Here is a 17847-nt window from a genome sequence, read left to right as displayed (position 1 = left end):
CGGTCCCTGAACTCGTCTCGTGCGCCTAGGTCCTGTCGTCACATCCCCGTCGTCGCCCGGAGGGCGGCCTGGCGTCGCGCGGCAGACGGGGATGTGACGACAGGACCTAGACCTGTCCGGCCGATCACGGCGGAGACGCGGGGTGTGGCACGCACTTTCCCGTTGCCTCAAGGGCGTGGGGGCCCCCAGCGACCCCCAGGGCGTTGAATTCCTGCGACCTGATCGGCCGGACGGGTCCTAGCCGACGTGTTCCCGGGAACCGGACGCGACCCGTTCCCGGGCGGTCGCGACGACGGGGGAGCGGCGCAGGGCGAGGGACATCCCCACAAGGTCCCGCGGACCGGCGGCCGTGGTGGCGGACGGGGTGGCGTCCGCCGCCGCGCTGACGATCCTGCCCTCCGGATCCTCGGCCCTGGCCCGCAGTGCCACGGTCACCATCGTCGCGTCGGCCTCGGCCCGCGCCCGGTTCTCGCCGGAGCCCGCGGACACGGCGGCGTCGTAGGCCCGCGCGCGCTCCTCGGGGTCGAAGTAGGGGTACAGGCTGAGGAGGCCGTCGTGGATGTCGGACTCCCGCTGGGTCACCAACAGTTCGGTCGGCGACCACCAGGCGATCCGCACCGCGTGGTCACCGTGGTCGCCTGCGGGCCGCAACTCCCGCCAGAGCGGCCCGAGGTGACGGTAGGTCGCCCAGGTGCTCCACACATCTCCGAAGCGCTGACAGGCCATCGGGACGCAGAAGCCGATCGCGCAGATCAGCTCTCCTGCGGCGGCCAGGACGGGGGCGACGTCGGTGCTCAGGTAGTCGAGGTTCCCGCCGGTCCAGCGGGCGCCCACGGCAGTCAGTTTGGCGGCGTCGAAAGCGATGTTGGTCAGGAACCCGGACACGATGACCAGCAGCCCGGCGCGCAGCCAGCCCCGCACCTGGAGTGCCCAGCGCCAGCACATCATGACCATCGCGACGTTCGCGAAGGTGAGTGCGGCGAGATAGAGCACGATCATCTCGCGGATGAACGGCGTGTTGGCGTAGTACGTGTCGAGGTCCCGCAGGCGCTCTTCCGGCGCGTGCCCGAGGACGAACAGCGTCACGCACGCCACGATCACCACGGAGTACCCGGCGATCCAACGGCGCGAGGCGCGACGCGTGACCTCCGACGGTCCGCCGCGCCAGTGGATGATCAGCACCAGACAGGAGGCGCTGAAGGCACTCAGCAGGCTGTACACGAGCGGCGCGGAGACGTTCGGGATGCCGGTGATGTGGTTGACCCAGGTGATCGTCGGCGGGGCCGCGAAGCAGAACACCAGGGCGGACAGCGCGAGCAGCGCGTACACCGACCGCAGCAGCGGATCGCGCCAGGCGCGCAGGACCGCCGGGCCCTTGAGAGCAAGGGCGATCGCCATCGCGACCGCCGGTATGTAGTAGCTGGTGTCGTGCACGCCGTCTCAGCCCTGCGGCCCGCGGTAGCCGAGCGACGCCTCGATCCGGCCCGCGAGTCCGTCTCGCTGCACCGGCCTGCGCAGCGATGAACCCGCGAGCCAGGTACGGCACTTGCTGGCGAGAAGCAGACCGAAGTTCTCGGCCTCCGCCTCGTCCGCGAGGTGCGATCGGGTGCGCGCGGCGACCTTGAGGACGGTCTCCTGGAGGTCCGCGGAGTCGTTCAGTAACCGGGCCGCGACGGCCGCGCCCTCGACGTGGTGGCTGCAGTGCCCGGCCTGCATGTGCCACAGCTCGTGGCCCAGGATCACCAACTGGTGGTCGGGCGCGGTGCGTTCCTCGACGACCACGAGGTCCTGTTCGGCCATGTCGAGCCAGAGTCCACTGGCCGTCCCGGGCGGGAACGCGGCGGTGCGGAACTGGACGGGGCGGCCGCGGCGTCTGCTCATGGCGTCGCACAGCGCCGCGTAGAGGTCGGCGGGTTCGGCGGGCGCCGCGAGTGTCAGTTCCCCGACCAACTCACCGCACAGGCGTCGCATGTCCCTTTGGATGCCCACAGTTCTCCCCGTGCTCACGACTCGGGCCGCTTGACGCTTTCCAGGAGCATGTCCAGCCACTCGGCGACCTTGTCCCGGTGCTGGTCGGTGGGCAACTGGGCGGCCCGCCAGGCGATTCCGCGGACGCCGTGGTCCAGCAGGAGTCGCTCCAGCGGATCGGGGGCCACCGAGGCCGCCGCGCGCTCACGGTCGGCGACCCGTTGCAACAGCTCCTGCTCCGAGCGCTGGAGAGCGCCCACGAGAGCCTCGGAGTCCTCGGCCGTGAGGAACCCGGCGTGCACCCGGAAGAACCGCTGAATGGCGTCGCAGTGTTCCATGGTGGGGCGCCGGTCGCCGTTGATGAGAGCCCCCGCCTGCTGCCGCGACATGCCCGCGCCGTCGGCGATCTCCTGCTGCGTGTACCGGCGCCCATTGGGTTTCAGCCGGGTACGACGGAGCAGATCCAGCCGTTGCAGGAACCGGGCCTGCAGATCGGGCTCGCCCGCGCGGCGGCCGCTCAGCAGGGCTCGCACCACGGGCTCGGGGACGCCGGACTCGGCCGACAGGCGCCGGGCGTCGAAGACCTCGGCGTGCCGCACACCGAGCCGGTCGGCGAGCCCGCTGACCCGGGCCACGACGGCCTGCAGCAGAACCGTCGCCGTGGCGGCCGGAACCTCGAAGCCATCCGTCACCGACAGATCTCCTACGTCTTTTCTCAGGTTTCTCACATGATGGTCAGCAACCATCGGGAGACTAGCCTCTTGGTCGAACTCACATCCAGGTCTCGCCACAACTGTGGCGAGATTCAGCCGTCAACGAGCGTCAAATGCCACGATAGTTGACACGACAACACTCCGGGAAGCAGGATCGGGGCGCCGCGTGAAGGCCGCATAGGCAAGAGGGGTGACCTCCCGATGGCGTACCAGGCAGGATGGCAGCGGTCCCAGCCGCGACCTGTCCCCGCGAGTCTCGAAGCGCAGGCGTATCTCCAGGACTACGCCGATCTCCTCGAGGCCCTCCCGTTCCCCTCCGTCGTCTTCGACCAATGCTGGGACGTCGTTCTGTGCAACGACGCGTTCGAGACACTTTTCGTCGGCATCGGACCACACCCGACGGCGATGCCCAGCCACAACTTCCTGCGTTTCGTCCTGTTCCATCCGGACGCGAGCACCGTCCTCGGCGAGCACGAGTCGAGCTGGTGCCTGCCGATGCTGGCCAACTTCGCGGACGCCGTGAAGCGGCACGACCAGGACCGCGCACTCCAGTCGATCCGCCGGGACATCGCCCAGGACCCGATCATGGACGCCGCCTACCGGCACGGGCTGCCGCACTGGATCCGCGCGGTCGGCCCGGACGGCGTCGAGTCCGACGGTGCCGTACGCCCGCTGGTGCACCCCGACCCGCGCTGGGGTCGTACGGACTGCCGGATCGTCATCGACACCCCCAAGTCCCTTCAGGACATGGGCTACACGCGGATGACACTGGTGCTGCGCGAGGCACGGCACGCGGCAGCCGGACCGGGCAGGGCGCACAAGACCCGCAACGGCGCGGCGGAACTGCGGGCGGTGTGAGCCGCCCTCGGCGGCCCAAGGGCTGAGCGCGCGCTGAGCGGTCCGTCCAAGCTCCAAGCCGTGAGCCCGCGGCGGGGTCGTGCCACGGCGGTGTGAGCCCGTTCAGGCGCGTGACGGGTGCGATGCCACCGGCGACGGCGCAACCCGCCCCCACGCGTTGACCAAATAGGCCGCCCCCGGCAGCCGTTGGAGCAGCGGGACCACGGCGGATCCGAAGTGCCGCACGAACCCGGCGCCCGCCACCAACTCCCGCCGGACGAGCCGCAGATGTAGGCCGGGCGCAGCGCCGCCAGGTCCGCGCTCGCCGGACGGCGGCCCTGCGCGGCGACCTGGGTGAGCACGGCCGCCGTATCGGCCCGGGTGGCGTCGATGCCCTCCGCACCGGAACCCTGAGCAGCCGCTGAGGAACCCTCCGTGCAACCGTCCCGTTCCGCGCGCATCGCGCTGCGGGTCGCCGCCGGGCTCGGCTCGCGGTCATCGGCGTCCCGCTTGCGCTGGCCCTGGTCAACTCCTTCGCCTTCGCACTCTCCTTCGACGACATGGTCGTCACGACGTTGACGGGCCGCCCCGGCATCGGGACCCTGCCGATCTGGATCCTCAACAATATTGACGCGCCCCCGGCAGGCACCGGTCGTGAACGTCGTGGCGGTGGTCCTCGTCCTGCTCTCGGTGATTCCGATCCGCCCGGCCCGGTGCCTGCCGGCCGACAGGCCGACGGAGAGCAGGATCTGAACCGGCCTGGGGTCACCCGGCGAACTTCCGCAGCCGAACAAGTCCCTCCCAGCTGATCCAATCGCGCGGGATCCAGCCGTTTCACCCGCAATACGCAAGCCGCTTGCATTTCTTGCGCTATTCTTGCGTGCATGACGCGACGACTTGCTCAGGTGGCGCAGAAGGTCGGGGTCAGTGAGGCCACGGTCAGCCGGGTGCTCAACGGCAAACCCGGAGTCTCCGATTCCACCCGGCAGGCGGTGCTCTCCGCCCTCGACGTCCTCGGCTACGAGCGGCCCACGCAACTGCGCGGTGAACGCGCCCGGCTCGTGGGCCTGGTGCTGCCGGAGCTGCAGAACCCGATCTTCCCGGCGTTCGCGGAGGTGATCGGTGGGGCGCTCGCGCAGCTCGGTCTCACCCCGGTGCTGTGCACCCAGACCAAGGGCGGCGTCTCCGAGGCGGACTATGTGGAACTGCTGCTTCAGCAGCAGGTCTCCGGCGTGGTGTTCGCGGGCGGCCTGTACGCGCAGGCGGACGCGCCGCACGATCACTACCGGCAGCTCGCGGACCGCAACATTCCGGTGGTCCTTGTGAACGCGGCCATCGAGCACCTCGGCTTCCCCTGCGTCTCCTGCGACGACGCCGTCGCCGTTGAGCAGGCCTGGCGCCATCTGGACTCGCTCGGACACGAGCGCATCGGACTTGTCCTCGGCCCCGGCGACCACATGCCCTCGGGGCGCAAGCTCGCCGCGGCGCGCGTGCTCGCCCCCGAACTGCCCGACGAGAACATCGCCCGGGCGATGTTCTCCCTGGAGGGCGGACAGGCAGCCGCCACCCGGCTGCTCGACCGGGGTGTCACCGGCATCATCTGCGCCAGCGATCCGCTCGCGCTCGGCGCCGTACGGGCCGCCCGCCGCAGGGGGCTCAACGTGCCCGGCGAGGTCTCCGTCGTCGGCTACGACGACTCGGCGTTCATGAACTGCACCGAGCCGCCGCTGACCACCGTGCGCCAGCCCATCGAGGCCATGGGACGCGCGGCCGTCGAGCTGCTGAACGCCCAGATCGGCGGCAGCAGTGTCACCCCCGAAGAGCTGCTGTTCGAGCCCGAATTGGTGGTCCGTGGTTCGACAGCGCAAGCGCCGCGCCACTGAGCAGCAGGTGACTGTCAAATAATTACATATTCTGCGCGACATCTTGCGAAGAGATGTCGTCGGTGCTTGAGTGTGCGGCGCCCACCGCTCCAGGCCACGGGTTGCCAAAAGGGTTCCACCCGCTCCTGCCCAAAGGGGTCCACCGATGAGAAGCACCGGGTTCCGCCGTACCTTCGTCACGCTCATGGCGTGTTCTTTCGCGCTCACCGCCACAGCCTGCGGTTCGAGCGACGACACGGCCGACGGCAAGACCAGCATCACCGTCAACTGCATGCCGCCCAAGAGCGCGAAGGTCGACCGCTCGTTCTTCGAGGCGGACATCAAGGCCTTCGAGAAGGCCAACCCGACCATCGACGTCGTCGCGCATGACGCGTTCCCGTGTCAGGACCCCAAGACGTTCGACGCCAAGCTGGCCGGCGGTCAGATGGAGGACGTCTTCTACACCTACTTCACCGATGCCAAGCACGTCGTCGACATCAACCAGGCCGCCGACATCACGAGTTACGTCAAGGATCTCAAGAGTTACGACACCATCCAGCAGCAGCTGCGCGACATCTACACCGTGGACGGCAAGATCTACGGCATCCCGCGCACCGGTTACTCGATGGGCCTGATCTACAACAAGAAGCTCTTCAAGGAGGCGGGCCTCGATCCCGAGAAGCCCCCGGCCACCTGGGAGGAGCTGCGTGCGGCCGCCAAGGCGATAGCCGGGCTCGGCAACGGCACCGTCGGATACGCCGACTACAGCGCCCAGAACCAGGGCGGCTGGCACTTCACCGCCGAGATGTACTCGCAGGGCGGTGACGTGGTCAGTGCGGACGGCAAGAAGGCCACCATCGACACCCCCGAGGGCAAGGCCGTCCTGCAGAACCTCAAGGACATGCGCTGGACCGACAACTCCATGGGCAGCAAGCAGCTCCTCGTCATCAACGACGTCCAGCAGATGATGGGTTCCGGGAAGCTCGGCATGTACCTCTCCGCGCCGGACAACATCCCGATCCTGGTCAAGGAGAAGGGCGGGAACTACAACGACCTCGCCCTCGCGCCCATGCCCGGCGGCCAGGGCACGCTCATCGGCGGCGACGGCTACATGTTCAACAAGAAGGCGACGCCCGAGGAGATCAAGGCGGGCCTGAAGTGGCTCGACTCGATGTTCCTCACCCCCGGCGACGGCTTCCTCGGTGACTACGCGCGCGCCAAGCAGAACGACGCTCCCGTCGGCCTGCCCGAGCCCCGTCTGTTCACCGGCGCGGCCGACGAGAAGGACCAGCAGGTCAAGGAAGCCAACGCCAACGTCCCGGTGGCGAACTACCAGCCCTTCCTCGACGGCAGCGAGAGCCTGGACAAGAAGATCGAGCCGCCGCAGGCCCAGCAGATCTACTCGGTCCTGGACAGCGCCGTCTCCTCGGTGCTCACCAAGAAGGACGCCGACGTCGACAAGCTCCTGAGCGACGCGTCCGGCAAGATCGACTCCATTCTGGCCCGGGGCTGACACCGTTCATGAAGACCGCATCGAAGCCCGCGGTGCCTCCACCGACGACTGTACGGCCGGTGGAGGCACCGGGGCCTGGACCCCACAAGCGGCCACTGAGCCGGCGCCTGGCCGACCAGTCGCGGGCGTATGCCTTCCTCATCGGCGGCCTGCTCTGCTTCGCGCTGTTCTCCTGGTACCCGGCGATCCGCGCCCTCGTGATCGCCTTCCAGAAGTACACGCCCGGAGCGGAACCGGAGTGGGTCGGCACCGAGAACTTCACCCGCGTCTTCCACGACCCGGAGTTCGCGGCCGCCTGGCGCAACACCCTGACCTTCACCCTCCTCGCCCTGCTCATCGGCTTCGCCGTCCCCTTCGTGATGGCGCTGGTGCTGAACGAACTCCGGCATGCGAAGTCCTTCTTCAGAGTCGTGGTCTATCTGCCGGTGATGATTCCGCCGGTGGTCAGCGCCCTGCTCTGGAAGTGGTTCTACGATCCCGGAGCGGGCCTGGCGAACGAGGCACTGCGCTATCTGCACCTGCCCACCTCGAACTGGTCGAACGGCGCCGACACCGCGCTCGTGTCACTCGTGATCGTCGCCACCTGGGCGAACCTCGGCGGCACCGTCCTCATCTACCTGGCCGCGCTGCAGAGCATCCCCGGTGAGCTGTACGAGGCGGCCGAACTGGACGGCGCGAACATCTGGCAGCGCATCCGCCATGTGACGATCCCGCAGACCCGCTTCATCATCCTGATGCTGATGCTGCTGCAGATCATCGCCACGATGCAGATCTTCACGGAACCGTTCGTGATCACCGGCGGCGGCCCCGAGAACGCGACCGTGACCGTCCTGTACCTGATCTACAAGTACGCCTTCCTCTACAACGACTTCGGCGGAGCCTGCGCCCTGAGTGTCATGCTCCTCGTCCTGCTCAGTGCCTTCTCGGCGCTCTATCTGAAGCTGACCAGCTCCGGAGGCGAGGACTCATGAGCACCCGCACGCTCGTCTCACCGCTCACCCTCGCCCGCCGCCGCGGCAAGGCGCTCTACTGGAGCGTCTTTTCCGGAGTGGTCCTGCTCTTCGCGCTCGCCTTCCTCTTCCCCGTCTACTGGATGATCACCGGCGCGATGAAGTCGCCGGACGAGGTCACCCGTACACCTCCGACGCTGGTCCCCGACAAGTGGAGCCTCAGCGGCTACACCGACGCCTGGGACCTGATGGACCTGCCCACCCACCTGTGGAACACGGTGGTGCAGGCCACCGGCGCCTGGATTCTCCAACTCGTGTTCTGCACGGCGGCCGCGTACGCCCTGTCCAAGCTGAAGCCCGCCTTCGGCAAGATCATCCTCGGCGGCATCCTCGCCACCCTGATGGTCCCGGCGCAGGCTCTGGTCGTCCCGAAGTACCTGACCGTCGCCGACCTCCCGCTCATCCACACGAGCCTGCTCAACGACCCGCTCGGCATCTGGCTGCCCGCCGTGGCCAACGCCTTCAACCTCTATCTCCTCAAGCGCTTCTTCGACCAGATCCCGCGCGACGTCCTGGAGGCCGCCGAGATCGACGGCGCCGGCCGGCTGCGCACCCTCTGGTCGATCGTGCTGCCCATGTCCAGGCCGGTTCTGGGAGTTGTGTCGATCTTCGCCCTGGTCGCCGTCTGGCAGGACTTCCTCTGGCCGTTGATGGTCTTCTCCGACACCGAAAAGCAGCCCATCAGCGTGGCCCTCGTCCAGCTGTCGCAGAACATCCAGTTGACCGTGCTGCTCGGCGCGATGGTGATCGCCAGCATCCCCATGGTCGTGATGTTCCTGGTGTTCCAGCGGCACATCATCGCCGGGATCAGCGCGGGCAGCACGAAGGGCTGACCCCACCCCCTTCCAGAGCTCCACAGAAAGGTTGGCACCGTGGGACAGCATTCCCCTGCCCGCATCCAGGGCGAATGGTGGCGCTCCGCCGTCATCTACCAGGTGTACGTACGCAGCTTCGCGGACGGTGACGGCGACGGCACCGGCGACCTCGCGGGCGTCCGCGCCAAACTCCCGTACCTCGCCGAACTGGGCGTGGAAGCCCTGTGGTTCAACCCCTGGTATCTGTCGCCCATGGCCGACGGCGGCTACGACGTCGCCGACTACCGCGCCATCGACCCGGCCTTCGGAACGCTCGCCGAGGCGGAGAAACTCATCGCAGAGGCGCGCGAGCTGGGTATCCGCACCCTCGTCGACATCGTGCCGAACCACGTGTCCGACCAGCACGCCTGGTTCCGCGCGGCCCTCGCGGCGGGTCCGGGCAGCCCGGAGCGCGAGCTGTTCCACTTCCGCCCCGGACGCGGTGAGAACGGTGAACTCCCGCCCAACGACTGGCCGTCCCAGTTCGCCGGGTCCACCGAACCCGTCTGGACCCGGCTGCCCGACGGCGACTGGTACCTCCACCTGTTCACCCCCGAGCAGCCCGACCTCAACTGGGCGCACCCGGCGGTCCGGCAGGAGCACGAGGACGTGCTGCGCTTCTGGTTCGAGCGGGGCGTGGCGGGCGTCCGCATCGACTCGGCCGCGCTGCCCGCCAAGGACCCGGACCTCCCCGACTTCGTCGAGGGCCGCGACCCGCACCCCTTCGTCGACCGCGACGAGCTGCACGACATCTACCGCTCCTGGCGCGCGGTGGCCGACGACTACGACGGCATCTTCGTCGGCGAGGTCTGGCTCCCGGACACCGAGCGCTTCGCCCGCTACCTCCGCCCGGACGAACTGCACACCGCCTTCAACTTCTCCTTCCTGTCCTGCCCCTGGGACGCCGCACGGCTGCGTACGTCGATCGACGAGACCCTCGCCGAGCACGCTCCGGTCGGTGCGCCCGCCACCTGGGTGCTGTGCAATCACGACGTGACGCGCACGGTCACCCGCTACGGCCGCGGCGACACCGGCTTCGACTTCGCCACCAAGGCATTCGGCACCCCCACCGACCTCGCGCTCGGCACCCGCCGCGCCCGTGCTGCCGCCCTGCTCTCGCTCGCCCTGCCCGGCGCCGTCTACGTCTACCAGGGCGAGGAACTCGGCCTGCCCGAGGCGGAGATACCCCGCAGTCATATCCAGGACCCGATGCACTTCCGCTCCGGCGGCGCCGACCCGGGCCGGGACGGGTGCCGGGTTCCGCTGCCGTGGTCCGCCGGCTCGCCCCACGCGGGTTTCGGCGGTGACCCCTGGCTTCCGCAGCCCGCCGGCTGGGCCGCGTACGCGGCCGACCAGCAGGCGGCCGACCCCGGCTCGATGCTGGCCCTCTACCGCGACGCACTCCGTGTCCGTCGCACCGAGCCCGGCTTCGGCGACGGCCCTCTCAGCTGGCTCCCAGCCGCCGACGGCATCCTGGCCTTCGCCCGCACGGGCGGCACGGTCTGCGTGGTCAACCTCTCCGACACCCCCGCCGACCTCCCCACACACTCCCAACTCCTGCTCACCAGCGGCCCCTTGGACGCCGAGGGCCGCCTTCCCCAAGACACGGCGGCCTGGCTGCGCGCCTGACACCGCAGCCCGGCCGCCGCTCCACCCCGCTATCCCGGCACCCCCACACGAAAGGGATCAGCATATGTCCAGATCTGTCAGGCGCATGCCAGCAAGCGCGGCCGCAGTGGCCGTCGCTCTCGCCGCCGGCATGCTCAGTGTCACCGTGGCACCCCCCGCGGCGGCGGCCTCGGGCGCCACCCTGCCCTTCACCTCGGTCGAGGCGGAGTCCGCCACCACCACGGGCACGAAGATCGGCCCCGATTACACCCAGGGCACTCTCGCCTCCGAAGCGTCCGGGCGACAGGCCGTGCGGCTGACCGCGGGGCAACGCGTCGAGTTCACCGCGCCGCGCGCGGCGAACGCCGTGAACCTCGCGTACAGCGTCCCCGACGGGCAGTCGGGGACGCTCGACGTCTACGTCAACGGCACGAAGCTGGCCAAGACGCTCGCCGTCACCTCCAGGTACTCCTACGTCGACACCTCCTGGATCGCGGGCGCCAAGACCCACCACTTCTTCGACAACTCCAGGCTGCTGCTCGGCCTGAACGTGCAGGCGGGCGACAAGATCGCCTTCCAGGCGACCTCCGTCCAGGTCACCGTCGACGTCGCCGACTTCGAGCAGGTGGCCGCGGCCGCCACCAAGCCCGCGGGAGCCGTGTCCGTCGTCGACAAGGGCGCCGACCCCAGCGGCGTGGGCGATTCGACGGCGGCCTTCCGGTCGGCGATCGCCGCCGCGCCCGGGGGAGTGGTCTGGATCCCGCCGGGCGACTACAAGATCACGTCCTCGCTCAGTGGCGTCCAGAACGTGACCCTCCAGGGCGCCGGCAGCTGGTACTCCGTCGTGCGCACCTCGCGCTTCATCGACCAGACCAGCTCCTCGGGAAGCGTCCGTCTCAAGGACTTCGCGGTCATCGGCGACGTCACCGAGCGCGTCGACTCCAACCCGGACAACTTCGTCAACGGCTCCCTGGGCCCGAACTCGACGGTCTCCGGCATGTGGATCCAGCACCTCAAGGTGGGGCTCTGGCTGACGGGCAACAATGACAACCTTGTCGTCGAGAACAACCGCATCCTCGACACCACCGCCGACGGCCTCAACCTGAACGGGAACGCGCACGGTGTCCGCGTCCGCAACAACTTCCTGCGCAACCAGGGCGACGACTCGCTCGCCATGTGGTCGCTCAACGCTCCCGACAGCAACAGCAGCTTCGAGAACAACACCATCTCGCAGCCGAACCTGGCCAACGGCATCGCCATCTACGGTGGCACCGACATCGCGGTCAGGAACAACCTGATCTCCGACACCAACGCGCTCGGCAGCGGTATCGCGATCTCCAACCAGAAGTTCCTCGACCCCTTCTACCCGCTGGCCGGCACCATCACGGTCGACGGGAACACGATCGTGCGCGGCGGTGCGATCAACCCCAACTGGGGCCACCCGATGGGTGCGTTGCGCGTCGACGCGTACGACAGCGCGATCAACGCCACGGTCAACATCACCAACACCACGATCACCGACAGCCCGTACAGCGCCTTCGAGTTCGTCTCGGGGAGCGGGCGTGGCCTGGCGACGAACAACGTGAACGTCACCGGCGCCACGGTCAACAAGGTCGGCACGGTCGTCGTCCAGGCCGAGACACCGGGCGCGGCGAAGTTCACCAACGTCACGGCCACCGGTGTGGGCGCGGCGGGCATCTACAACTGCCCCTACCCGAGCGGCACCTTCACGCTCACCAACGGCGGCGGCAACACCGGCTGGGACAGCACCTGGTCCAACTGCTCCGCCTGGCCCCAGCCCGGGACCGGAAACCCGGCACCCGATCCGACCACCAACCTCGCCAAGGGCCGCGCCGCCACCGCCACCGGCTCGGTGGACGTCTACACGCCCGCCAAGGCCGTCGACGGCGACGCGAACACCTACTGGGAGTCCCCCAGTAACGCCTTTCCGCAGGCTCTGACGGTCGACCTCGGCTCAACCCAGGCTGCACGCAGGGTCGTTCTGAAGCTGCCGCCCGCCACGGCATGGGGCGCGCGCACCCAGACCCTGTCCGTACAGGGAAGCACGGACGGCTCGTCGTACTCGACGGTGGTGGCCTCGACGGGCTACCGCTTCGACCCGGCCACCGGGAACACGGTCACCGTGTCCCTGCCCAGCACCACGAACCTGCGCTACCTGAGGGTCAACGTCACCGGCAACACCGGCTGGCCGGCCGCCCAGCTCAGCGAGGTGGAGGCGTACCTGTCCTGACATCCGACGCCGCCCCGCGCTTCGCCGCCTGGATCTGCTCGTACACATGGGTCCGCAGTTCGGCGAAGCGCGGGGCGACTCGGGTGTGCAACTGGTCCCGCTCGTCCGGGAGATCGACCTTCAACTGCTCCTGTACGACGGTGGGGGAGGCGGAGAGGATCAGCACCCGCTCGCCGAGGTAGACGGCCTCGTCGATGTCGTGGGTGACGAACAGGATCGTGATCCCGCGCTCCCGCCACAGTCCCCGCACCAGGTCTTCCAGATCGGCGCGCGTCTGAGCGTCGACCGCTGCGAACGGCTCGTCCATCAGCAGCACTTCGGGCTCATAGGCGAGCGCGCGGGCGATGGCGACGCGCTGCTGCATTCCGCCGGACAGCTGCCAGGGATAGGCGTCCGCGGCATCCGTGAGCCCGACCGACTCCAGCGCGTCGGCGACCAGCTCCCGGCGCCGCGGCCTGCTCAACTTCTTCTGTTTCAGCGGGAGTTCGACGTTCTCGCCGACCCGCATCCAGGGGAACAGACTCCGCCCGTACTCCTGGAACACGAACGCCATCCCGGGCGGCGGCCCACTGACCCGGCGGCCGCCCAGCAACACCTCGCCGGCGGTCGGCGTAAGCAGCCCGCCCATGCACTTCAGCAGTGTGGTCTTGCCGCACCCCGACGGCCCCACCAGACAGACGAGTTCACCCGCCTCCACGGTGAAGGTGAGATCCCGTACTGCCTCCACCCGCCGACCGGAACCCTCGTAGACCTTGTGCAGGCCGCGTACGTCAAGCATGGACCGACCTTTCGCGAGTTTCACGGAGACCGCCGGGAGGACGCGCGCAGACCGTGGTACCAGCCGAGCACCCGGCGCTCGACCAGCTGGAAGACGACCGAGAGCAGGAAACCGAGCAGGCCCAGAACCAGAATGCCGGTCCACATGTCGGGGATCGCGAAGCTGCGCTGGAACTGGACGATGGTGAAGCCGAGACCGTTGCTGGCCGCGAACATCTCGCTGATGACCATCAGGATGATGCCGATGGACAGCGCCTGACGCAGGCCCGCGAAGATCTGCGGGCTCGCCGCGCGCAGGACCACGCTCCGCAGCCGGGCGACGCCCGTGATGCCGTACGAACGGGCCGTCTCGGCCATCACGGAGTCGACCGCGCGCACGCCCTCGACGGTGTTGAGCAGGATCGGCCAGACGCAGCCGCTCGCGATGACCGCGATCTTCATGGTGTCGCCGATGCCCGCGAACAGCATGATGACCGGGACCAGGACGGGTGGCGGTATCGCGCGCAGGAATTCGAGGACCGGCTCGCAGAAGGCCCGTACCCGTCGATACGAGCCGATGACCGTGCCCACCGCCACGCCCACGACGGCAGCCGACGCAAAGCCCACGAGGAGCCGTACGACGCTCGGCAGGACGTCGGCGCGCAGCCGCTCGCCCGTCCAGACATCCGGGAAGGTCTTCAGGATCGTACGCAGCGGCGGCCAGAAGACGTCGGTGCTGCCGTCGGACGCGAACCACCAGAAGGTGACGAGCAGTGCGGGCAGTGCAAGGACATGGAGCATCCGCAGAAGTACGCGCCTCACACCATCACCTCCCCGCGCACCGACTGATGCCAGGCCAGCGCCCGCCGCTCCACCGCGCGGGCACCCACGTTGATCAGCAGGCCCAGCAGACCGGTGACCACCAGCAGGGCGTACATCTCCGGGACGGCCTGGGAGGTCTGGGCAACCCCGATGCTCTTGCCCAGCCCCGGTGCTCCGATGACCAGTTCGGCGGTCACGGTGAGGATGAGGGCGACCGCGGCGGCGAGCCGGACACCCGTCATGACGTACGGCAGGGCCGAGGGCCACAGCACATGGCGGATCCGCGCCCAGGTGTCGAGGCCGTACGAGCGCGCCGTCTCCTCCGCCACCGGGTCGACGTCCTGGACGCCGTACAGGACCTGGATGAGGACCTGCCAGAAGGAGGCGTAGACGACGAGGAGGAGGACGGAGCGGAGTTCGGAGCCGTAGAGGAGGACGGCGAGCGGGATGAGGGCGACGGAGGGGATCGGGCGGAGGAACTCGATGGTGGAGGCGGTGACTTGGCGCAGGTGCGGCACGACCGAGATCACAACGCCCGCCAGGATTCCGGCAGTCACCGCGATCGCAAGACCCAGCGCCCAGCCGGTGAGGGTGTCCCCGAGCGCCGTCCAGAACACCTCGTCGGTGAGCTCCTGCCCGAGCGCGGCGGCGATGCGGCTGGTCGGCGGGAAGTAGGCCTCCTTGACGAGGCCGAGTCGCGGCACCGCCTCGCCGAGGGCGAGGAAGACCGCGAGCCCGGCCGCACCCAGTGCGGCGTTCAGTCCTTTCACGGAAGCAGCTTGTCGAGGTCGGGGGTCGACTTGAACAGCCCGTCCGACTCGCCCAGTTTCGCCAGCGCCTCGATCGACGCGCGGTTCGGCTCGGCCGGCCACTTCGGCAGGACCACGTCCGCCAGCACCGCCGCCGGGATCTTGGTGTACGTGGTGACGATGTCCCGGGCCTCGTCCGGGTGGGCGTCGGCGTAGGCGAGGGACTCCGACGTGGCCTCCTGGAACTTCTTCACGACGTCCGGACTCTGCTGGGTGTACTGCGTCGACGCGAAGTACATGGCGATGGTGAGGTTCGGCGCGACATCGACGAACGGTGAGGCGATCTCCCGGCCGCCCTGGCTCTTGACGGTCGCGAGCGCCGGCTCGACCACCATCGCGGCGTCGACCTGGCCGCTGTCGAGGGCGGCGGGCATCTGGTCGAAGGCGAGCTCGACGAACTTCACCTTGTCCGGGTCGCCCCCCGCCTTGCGCACCGACTCGCGCACCGCGGTCTCGTTGATGTTCTTGAGGGCGTTGTTGGCGACCGTCTTGCCCTCAAGGTCCTTCGCCGACTTGATGGAGCTGTCCTTCTTCACCGTGATCGCGCCGAAGTCCTTGCCCTGCACGCCCGTTGAGGCGATGGCGTTGACGACGGCCTGCACGGGCACGCTGTTGGTCTGGGCGATCATCAGCGAGGTCACGTTCGAGAAGCCGAACTGGAACTGGCCGCTGACGACACCCGGCACGATCGCGGCGCCGCTCTGCGCGGTGGTGATCTCCAGCTTCAGACCGTGCTTCGCGAAGATGCCCTTCGCCTGGCCGAGGTAGAGGGGGGCGACGTCGACGATGGGGATGAGCCCCACTTTGACGGTGCTGGTGCCCCCGGACGACGAGTTCTTGTCCGACGACCCGGAGGTGTCGGACGATCCGCAGGCCGTCGCGGTGGCCAGGACGATGGTGGCCGCGAGACCGGCGAGCAGACGACGCATGACTCCTCCTGTGCAGACGAGAATGTTCCGACAGGGTGTGCGCACACCGCACAATAGTGCTCAGCCGGAAAGTAGGACCCCTGCACGACGGGGTCAATCCCCTTCGCTGACAATATTGTTGACAGTCCCCGAAGTGCGCTCATGGTGTGCGCAGCAGGCGTACTCCGTGCGTCAACCTGGAGGCGACGATGCCCGCAGCATCCCGCGCGCCCCATTTCGTCCGGTCCTTCGAGCGCGGCCTCGCCGTCATCCGCGCGTTCGACGCGGATCACCCGCAACTGACGCTCAGTGAGGTGGCGCGCGCCTGCGACCTGACCCGAGCGGCTGCCCGCCGCTTCCTGCTGACGCTCCTCGACCTCGGATACGTGCACACGGACGGCCGGATGTTCCGGCTCACCCCACGGGTGCTGGAACTCGGCTACTCCTACCTCTCCGGCTTCACGCTGGCCGATCTCGCCGAACCCCATCTGGAACAACTCGTCGAGCGGGTACGGGAATCGTCCTCGCTCTGCGTCCTGGACGGCGACGACATCGTGTACGTGGCGCGCGTCCCCACCCGCCGCATCATGACCGCGACGATCACCGTCGGCACCCGCTTCCCGGCCCATGTCACCTCGGTCGGCCGGGTGATGCTGGCCCACCTGCCGGACGAGGAGATCGACACCCGGCTCGCCCGCGCCGAACTGCGGCCCCTGACAGCGCGCACGATCGTCTCGGCCGAGTTGCTGAAGGCGGAACTGCGGTGCGTACGAAGCCAGGGGTACGCCATCGTCGACCAGGAACTGGAGGAGGGGCTGCGCTCGGTCGCCGCCCCGGTGCGGGACCGGGGCGGCGAGGTCGTGGCGGCCGTGAACATCCCGGTGCACGCGAGCCGCAACTCCGTGGAGTCCGTACGGCGCGATCTGCTGCCCCATCTGCTCGCGACCGTGGCCCGCATCGAGGCGGACCTCCGGGTCACCGATCCAGCACGAGCCGCCTCCCCGGACAGCGAGAGACGCAGATGAGCACCGTCTCGCCCGCCTCCCACTCCTCGGAGCCGAGCACCGAGTCCCGGTGGTCCGGGGTCCCTTCGAGGACGTCCGTCCCGCAGGTGCCCTCGGTACCGGAAGTACAGCACCTCGACGCCCGCGGCCCGCACGGCGTCGAGCACGGAGACCTCGGCGGGGACGGTCACCGTGCGCCCGCTCCGGAACAGCTCCGCCTCGAACTCACCGTCCACGCCGCTCTCCTGGACCTTCGGCCGGAAGCGCACGACATGCACCAACCCGGCAGGGCAGCGCTCCTCAACCGCGTCCAGGAGCGGTCCGGGCCCGCAGCGCTGGACCAGAGCGTCCGGCGCGGCGAGAGGAGCCGGATCATGCAGCCCGGTCTCGTCCTGCGGTACGAAGTCATTACGCGGGCCGTGCACCGGTACCCGGACCGAGCGCCCTGTCGATGCGGGCGCCAGGCCGGCCCGGAGCCGGGGTTTCTTGCAGCCTTGGCGAGATGCCGTTCTCATACCTGCGGCCGACTGAGATCACCCGGTCGAGATTCCGGGCAGGGCGTGCGGTAGCGCACCCCGGGGAGGTACTGCTCCCATTCGGCGCGGGTGATGGGCGGGTGGGCGAGGGCGCAGACGCGTGCGGTGGCGCGGCCGATGTCGGTTTCCCACAGCCGCAGGGTGTGTCGGGGCGGGACAGCCTGGGCGAACGGCCGTGTCGTTGGCCGGGGCGGTGTCCGACTCCTTGTCGGCGCCGTCGATCTTCGCGCGCGGCAACTCGCCCACCTCTTCATCGTCCGGAAGGGCCTTGCGGAGGCGCAGGGGGCTTCCGTCGCGCGGAAGCACCTTTGCAAGTGCAGGGTGTGTCGGCGGGCGTCGCGAGGGGCGTGAGGGCGGGGCCAGCGGCGTGGAGCAGCGGTGAAAACCCTGTGGGAG

General features: G+C 69.0%; 15 protein-coding genes and 2 pseudogenes. 9 read left to right on the top strand and 8 right to left on the bottom strand.

What is annotated here, in order from left to right:
* Window positions 1-237: 237 nt before the first annotated feature.
* From ACFWP7_RS36895 to ACFWP7_RS36885, 3 genes are read right to left on the bottom strand one after another with little or no spacing between them, the layout of a single operon-like run.
* Window positions 238-1434, bottom strand: coding sequence for an MAB_1171c family putative transporter (locus ACFWP7_RS36895; protein ID WP_384391056.1), 1197 nt, complete (start codon window positions 1432-1434; stop codon window positions 238-240).
* A gap of 6 nt (window positions 1435-1440) precedes the next feature.
* On the bottom strand, window positions 1441-1971 hold the full coding sequence (locus tag ACFWP7_RS36890; protein ID WP_384391053.1) for a toxin-antitoxin system, toxin component: 531 nt from the start codon (window positions 1969-1971) through the stop codon (window positions 1441-1443).
* A 32-nt stretch (window positions 1972-2003) separates the two neighbouring features.
* Entirely contained in the window at window positions 2004-2660 is a 657-nt protein-coding gene (locus ACFWP7_RS36885; protein WP_384391050.1) for a helix-turn-helix domain-containing protein, read from the bottom strand.
* Between the two features lie 222 nt (window positions 2661-2882).
* Between ACFWP7_RS36885 and ACFWP7_RS36880 the strand changes: the two genes are divergently transcribed.
* The 8 genes and pseudogenes from ACFWP7_RS36880 (at window position 2883) to ACFWP7_RS36845 (ending at window position 12616) form a co-directional block, all read left to right on the top strand.
* On the top strand, window positions 2883-3539 hold the full coding sequence (locus ACFWP7_RS36880) for a hypothetical protein (protein ID WP_384391048.1): 657 nt from the start codon (window positions 2883-2885) through the stop codon (window positions 3537-3539).
* Window positions 3540-4051: 512 nt separating this feature from the next.
* Window positions 4052-4271, top strand: a pseudogene (locus ACFWP7_RS36875) (ABC transporter permease); the annotation flags it as partial.
* Window positions 4272-4402: 131 nt separating this feature from the next.
* Window positions 4403-5401, top strand: coding sequence for a LacI family DNA-binding transcriptional regulator (locus ACFWP7_RS36870; protein WP_384391045.1), 999 nt, complete (start codon window positions 4403-4405; stop codon window positions 5399-5401).
* A 145-nt stretch (window positions 5402-5546) separates the two neighbouring features.
* Window positions 5547-6893: an ABC transporter substrate-binding protein gene (locus ACFWP7_RS36865; protein WP_384391041.1), complete on the top strand. Its 1347-nt coding sequence runs from the start codon at window positions 5547-5549 to the stop codon at window positions 6891-6893.
* Window positions 6894-6901: 8 nt separating this feature from the next.
* Complete coding sequence (locus ACFWP7_RS36860) at window positions 6902-7864, top strand: carbohydrate ABC transporter permease (RefSeq protein ID WP_384391038.1); 963 nt, start codon at window positions 6902-6904, stop codon at window positions 7862-7864.
* Entirely contained in the window at window positions 7861-8736 is an 876-nt protein-coding gene (locus ACFWP7_RS36855; RefSeq protein WP_384391035.1) for a carbohydrate ABC transporter permease, read from the top strand. The genes ACFWP7_RS36860 and ACFWP7_RS36855 overlap by 4 nt, the downstream gene beginning before the upstream one ends.
* A 39-nt stretch (window positions 8737-8775) precedes the next feature.
* Window positions 8776-10386, top strand: coding sequence for a glycoside hydrolase family 13 protein (locus tag ACFWP7_RS36850; RefSeq protein WP_384391032.1), 1611 nt, complete (start codon window positions 8776-8778; stop codon window positions 10384-10386).
* Between the two features lie 64 nt (window positions 10387-10450).
* Window positions 10451-12616 (top strand): discoidin domain-containing protein, encoded by a 2166-nt coding sequence (locus tag ACFWP7_RS36845; RefSeq protein WP_384391030.1) that lies wholly within the window; start codon window positions 10451-10453, stop codon window positions 12614-12616.
* Here the strand turns inward: ACFWP7_RS36845 and ACFWP7_RS36840 are convergent.
* Genes ACFWP7_RS36840 through ACFWP7_RS36825 form a run of 4 tightly spaced genes read right to left on the bottom strand, consistent with a single transcriptional unit; the run spans window position 12588 to window position 15932 of the window.
* A complete protein-coding gene (locus tag ACFWP7_RS36840) occupies window positions 12588-13394 on the bottom strand; it encodes an ABC transporter ATP-binding protein (protein ID WP_384391027.1) in 807 nt (268 codons plus the stop codon). The genes ACFWP7_RS36845 and ACFWP7_RS36840 overlap by 29 nt on opposite strands.
* A gap of 20 nt (window positions 13395-13414) precedes the next feature.
* Window positions 13415-14194 carry an ABC transporter permease gene (locus ACFWP7_RS36835; protein ID WP_384391024.1) on the bottom strand — a complete coding sequence of 260 codons (780 nt, stop codon included), beginning with the start codon at window positions 14192-14194 and terminating at the stop codon, window positions 13415-13417.
* Window positions 14191-14964: an ABC transporter permease gene (locus ACFWP7_RS36830; protein WP_384391021.1), complete on the bottom strand. Its 774-nt coding sequence runs from the start codon at window positions 14962-14964 to the stop codon at window positions 14191-14193. Before ACFWP7_RS36830 ends, ACFWP7_RS36835 begins: the two co-directional genes overlap by 4 nt.
* Window positions 14961-15932: an ABC transporter substrate-binding protein gene (locus tag ACFWP7_RS36825; RefSeq protein ID WP_384391018.1), complete on the bottom strand. Its 972-nt coding sequence runs from the start codon at window positions 15930-15932 to the stop codon at window positions 14961-14963. Before ACFWP7_RS36825 ends, ACFWP7_RS36830 begins: the two co-directional genes overlap by 4 nt.
* A gap of 188 nt (window positions 15933-16120) precedes the next feature.
* On the opposite strand from ACFWP7_RS36825, the gene ACFWP7_RS36820 reads away from it, so the two are divergent.
* Complete coding sequence (locus ACFWP7_RS36820; RefSeq protein ID WP_384391015.1) at window positions 16121-16936, top strand: IclR family transcriptional regulator C-terminal domain-containing protein; 816 nt, start codon at window positions 16121-16123, stop codon at window positions 16934-16936.
* On the opposite strand, the pseudogene ACFWP7_RS36815 reads toward ACFWP7_RS36820, so the two are convergent.
* A pseudogene (locus ACFWP7_RS36815) lies at window positions 16887-17319 on the bottom strand (flavin reductase family protein); the annotation flags it as partial. The gene ACFWP7_RS36820 and the pseudogene ACFWP7_RS36815 overlap by 50 nt on opposite strands.
* Between the last annotated feature and the right edge of the window lie 528 nt (window positions 17320-17847).

The sequence above is a fragment of the Streptomyces sp. NPDC058470 genome (assembly GCF_042721055.1).
Lineage (GTDB): Bacteria > Actinomycetota > Actinomycetes > Streptomycetales > Streptomycetaceae > Streptomyces.
Note: the sequence above shows the minus strand (reverse complement) of the source record. Positions and strands in the feature narration are given on the sequence as shown.